Source organism: uncultured Novosphingobium sp. (genome assembly GCF_964277725.1).
Taxonomy (GTDB): Bacteria; Pseudomonadota; Alphaproteobacteria; order Sphingomonadales; family Sphingomonadaceae; genus Novosphingobium; species Novosphingobium fluoreni.
Genome location: NZ_CAXYKL010000297.1, coordinates 1 through 4,218, shown reverse-complemented (window position 1 = coordinate 4,218; position 4,218 = coordinate 1). Strand labels below are relative to the sequence as shown.

Genomic DNA, 4,218 nt, shown 5'->3' with positions numbered 1-4,218 from the left:
TGCGCAACCAGTTGTCCTCCAACCGCACCCAGGGCGTGCCGAACATGATCGCGCTGATCCGCGAGACCGCCGCACGCTATGCCGGCTGACGAGCCGGACGCTGCCCCGCCTATCGGGCCTAAATCGGTCGACACAGTACCGATCGGTAAAGGGGCGCGGCTTCTGTGGGCGGGATCGGGATGGTTCTTCGTAGGGCTGGGAACGCTGGGCATATTCCTGCCGCTGTTGCCAACCGTCGTGTTCTACCTTCTGGCAGCCTGGTGCTTTTCCAAAAGCCACCCGCATCTGGCGGACAAGCTCTACGCCCATAAACGCTATGGCCCGCATCTTGTGGCATGGCGGGATCGGCGGGCGATCAGCCGCAAGGGCAAGGTTTCGGCGATCCTGGCGATGAGCGCAAGCGTGCCGTTCGTGTTCTTCACGCTGGGTTTTCCGGCGGTGCTGATCCCGCTGGCGGTGCTGCTGGTGCTAGGCCCGTGGATATGGACGCGGGCGGAGTAGGAGGGCCCCTTCAAGAGCCCTCCCCCTCCGCCCTCACCTCACGCGGTCAGGTCAAACCGATCCGCGTTCATCACCTTGGTCCAGGCGGCGACGAACTCCTTCACGAACAGTTCGCCCGCGTCCTTCATCGCGTAGACCTCGGCGATCGCGCGCAACTGCGAGTTTGAACCGAACGCAAGGTCGGTGCGGGTGGCGGTCCACTTCTGCTGGTCGGTCTTGCGATCGGTGCCCGCGAAGATCTGGTCGCCGCTTTCGTCGATCACCTTCCAGGCCGTGCCCATGTCCAGCAGGTTGACGAAGAAATCGTTCGTCAGCTGGCCCGGGCGATCGGTAAGAACGCCTTCCTTTGTATCGCCGAAGTTCGCACCCAGCACGCGCAGGCCGCCCAGCAGCACCGTCATCTCCGGTGCGCTGAGGCCCAGCAACGAGGCGCGATCGACCAGCAGTTCCTCGGTGGGAACGGCCATCCGCGTCGGCAGATAGTTGCGGAAGCCGTCGGCCTTGGGTTCCAGCCACTCGAAGTTCTCGATGTCGGTCTGCTCCTGCGAGGCATCGGTGCGGCCCGGGGTGAACGGCACGGGCACAGCGTATCCGGCATCCCTGATCGCCTTTTCCACGCCGACCGCGCCACCCAGAACGACGAGGTCCGCGATCGAGATGCGCTTGTTCAGCTGATCGAACTTGGCCTTGATGTTATCATAGACGTCCAGGACCTTCTTCAGCTTGGCAGGCTCGTTGACGTGCCAGCTCCGCTGCGGCTCCAAGCGGATGCGACCGCCGTTGGCGCCGCCGCGATGGTCCGACCGCCGATACGTCGATGCCGAGGCCCAGGCGGTGGAAACCAGTTCCGCCACGGTGAGGCCGGACGCCAGGATCTTCTGCTCCAGCAGCGCCACGTCCGCCGCGTCCGCGGTCTTGTAGGTCGCCTTGGGGATCGGGTCCTGCCAAATCAGGTCTTCCGCCGGAACATCCGGGCCCAGATATCGCGCCTTTGGCCCCATGTCGCGGTGGCACAGCTTGAACCAGGCCCGCGCGAAGGCATCGGCGAACTGATCGGGGTTCTTGTGGAACCGCTCGGAAATCTTGCGATATTCCGGGTCTACCTTCATCGCCATGTCGGCGGTGGTCATGATCGTGGGCACCTTGACGCCCGCGGTGTGCGCCTTGGGGGCCTGCGTCTCTTCCGGATTGCCCACCGGATGCCACTGCCACGCGCCGGCCGGGCTCTTTTCCAGCTCGTATTCGTGGTTCAGCAGGTTGTCGAAATAGCCCATGTCCCACTTGATCGGGTTGGCCGTCCACGCGCCCTCGATGCCGCTGGTGATCGTGTGATCGCCCATGCCGCTTTCATGGCCGGACTGCCAGCCAAGGCCCTGCATGGCGACGTCAGCGCCTTCGGGCTCTGCGCCCACCAGGTTCACGTCACCCGCGCCGTGGCACTTGCCGAACGTGTGGCCGCCCGCGGTGAGCGCCACGACTTCCTCGTCGTTCATGCCCATGCGGTGGAACGTCTCGCGGATATCTCGCGCGGAACCGACCGGATCGGGCTCACCGCCCGGGCCTTCGGGATTGACGTAGATCAAGCCCAGCTGGATCGCGGCGAGCGGGTTTTCCAGCGCCAGGCCCGACTTCTCATCGATGCGGGTCTGGCCCAGCCATTCTTCCTCGGTGCCCCAGTAGATATCCTTCTCCGGCTCGAATACATCGGCGCGACCGCCGCCAAAGCCGAATACGGGGCCACCCATCGATTCGATGGCGACGTTTCCGGCCAATATCATCAGGTCCGCCCAGGAAAGGCTGCGGCCGTACTTTTGCTTGATCGGCCAGAGCAGCCGGCGGGCCTTGTCGAGGTTGCCGTTATCCGGCCAGGAGTTGAGCGGCGCGAACCGCTGCGATCCCGACGATGCGCCGCCGCGACCGTCACCGGTGCGGTAGGTACCGGCGCTGTGCCAAGCCATGCGGATGAAGAAAGGGCCGTAGTGGCCATAGTCCGCCGGCCACCAGGGCTGGCTATCGGTCATGAGCGCGTGGAGATCGCGCTTCACCGCCGCAAGGTCGAGCTTCTTGAACGCCTGCGCATAGTTGAAATCATCGCCATAGGGGCTGCCGCTGGCGCCCTGCTGCGGCAGGATGTCGATCGAAAGTTGATTGGGCCACCACTCACGGTTGGCCTTGCCCAGGAGCTTGCGCATGGCCGCGCCCTCCTTCATCGGGCAGCCGTGCAGTGGGCTACCGGTTTCTGCGTCCATGGTTCACTCTCCTGATCGGTCGATTGACGTGGGATGATCTAACCCCGCCAAGCCCTGAGATAGAAATCAGTTCCCCTGATGACAGCCATAGAACACTCCGAATGACCGTATGCGCGGGGCAGGTCGGCGCGATGGTTACAAACCGGCAATCTTTGAACCGTCATCCAACGGACGCTGCATTGTAACCTTGCGATCCCATGGGCGCGGCGAGCCACACCCGGCCCAGGGGATTAACCATGAGAATCGCACATCGCTTTCTGAGCAGCGCCGCCTTCATCGCGCTCGCCCTCCCGCTTGCCGCGAATGCCCAGACCGAGATCGCCGATAAATCCGCGCCGACCACCGAAGCCGCCCAGACCGCGGCGGACGATCAGGACATCGTCGTGCTCGGCTTTGGGCAGAGCCGCCAGGTGCAAAGCGTCAGCGCCGACGATATCGCCCGCCTGACGCCGGGCTCCAGCCCGCTGAAGGCGATCTCCAAGCTGCCGGGCGTGAACTTCCAGGCCTCCGATCCTTTCGGCGCCTACGAGTGGGCGGTGCGCATCTCGCTGCGCGGGTTCAACCAGAACCAGCTGGGCTTCACCCTCGATGGCGTGCCGCTGGGCGACATGACCTACGGCAACGTCAACGGCCTGCACATCAGCCGCGCCATCATCTCGGAAAACGTGGCGCGCACCGAAGTGGCGCAAGGCGCGGGCGCGCTGGGCACCGCCTCCACCAGCAACCTGGGCGGCACGATCGAATTCTTCAGCGACACCCCGCGTGACATGGCCAACGTGACCGGCGGCGGCACCTATGGCTCGGACGATACCTGGCGCGCATTCGCCCGCATCGACAGCGGCGATATCGGCGGCGGCCTGAAGGGTTATCTCAGCTACGCCTACCTCACCACCGACAAGTGGAAGGGCTATGGCACGCAGCGCCAGCACCAGGCCAACGGCAAGATCATGAAGGACCTGGGCGCGCTGGGCAGCATCACCGGCTTCCTGAACTTTTCCGACCGTCGCGAGCAGGACTACCAGGACCTCAGCTACGACATCATCACGCGCCGTGGCCTGCGCAATGACAACATTGCCAACGACTATCCGCTCGCGCTGCAGATCGCCAAGGTCTACCAGAACCAGCAGGCCCCCGCGAACGCGCAGCCCTGGCCCGGCGTTGGCACCACGTTCCCGGCAGGCTTCGGCACCGTGGACGATGCCTATTTCGATGCGGCCGGGATCCGGCAAGACTACGTGGGCGGCGTCACCTTCAACGCCAACTTGACGCCCAACCTCACCATGGTGACGACGGGCTATTATCACGAAAACAAGGGCCAGGGTTCGTGGATCACACCCTACTCGCCCACTCCGGTCGGGGCCTTGAATGCGGACGGCTCGGTGATCACCGCGCGCAGCCCGGTAGGTTTCCGCACGACGGAATACCGGATGAAGCGCTTCGGCATGGTCAGCACGCTTGCCTATGACGT

The 4,218-nt window shown here is 64.4% G+C and carries 3 protein-coding genes and 1 pseudogene; 3 read left to right on the top strand and 1 reads right to left on the bottom strand.

Annotation, left to right across the window (positions count from 1 at the left end; all coding sequences use genetic code 11):
• Together ACHWRX_RS16525 and ACHWRX_RS16520 are read left to right on the top strand one after the other, a co-directional pair.
• Nucleotides 1-89, top strand: a pseudogene (locus ACHWRX_RS16525) (SufE family protein); the annotation flags it as partial.
• Entirely contained in the window at nucleotides 79-501 is a 423-nt protein-coding gene (locus ACHWRX_RS16520) for a YbaN family protein (RefSeq protein ID WP_183616325.1), read from the top strand. The pseudogene ACHWRX_RS16525 and the gene ACHWRX_RS16520, both read left to right, overlap by 11 nt.
• A gap of 38 nt (nucleotides 502-539) precedes the next feature.
• Here the strand turns inward: ACHWRX_RS16520 and katG are convergent, their stop codons facing one another.
• Nucleotides 540-2,750 carry a catalase/peroxidase HPI gene (gene katG / locus ACHWRX_RS16515; protein ID WP_394660025.1) on the bottom strand — a complete coding sequence of 737 codons (2,211 nt, stop codon included), beginning with the start codon at nucleotides 2,748-2,750 and terminating at the stop codon, nucleotides 540-542.
• Between the two features lie 236 nt (nucleotides 2,751-2,986).
• Here katG and ACHWRX_RS16510 point away from each other — a divergent pair.
• Nucleotides 2,987-4,218 (top strand): TonB-dependent receptor plug domain-containing protein (locus tag ACHWRX_RS16510; RefSeq protein ID WP_394660024.1); only part of this gene is annotated, 1,232 nt, incomplete at its 3' end.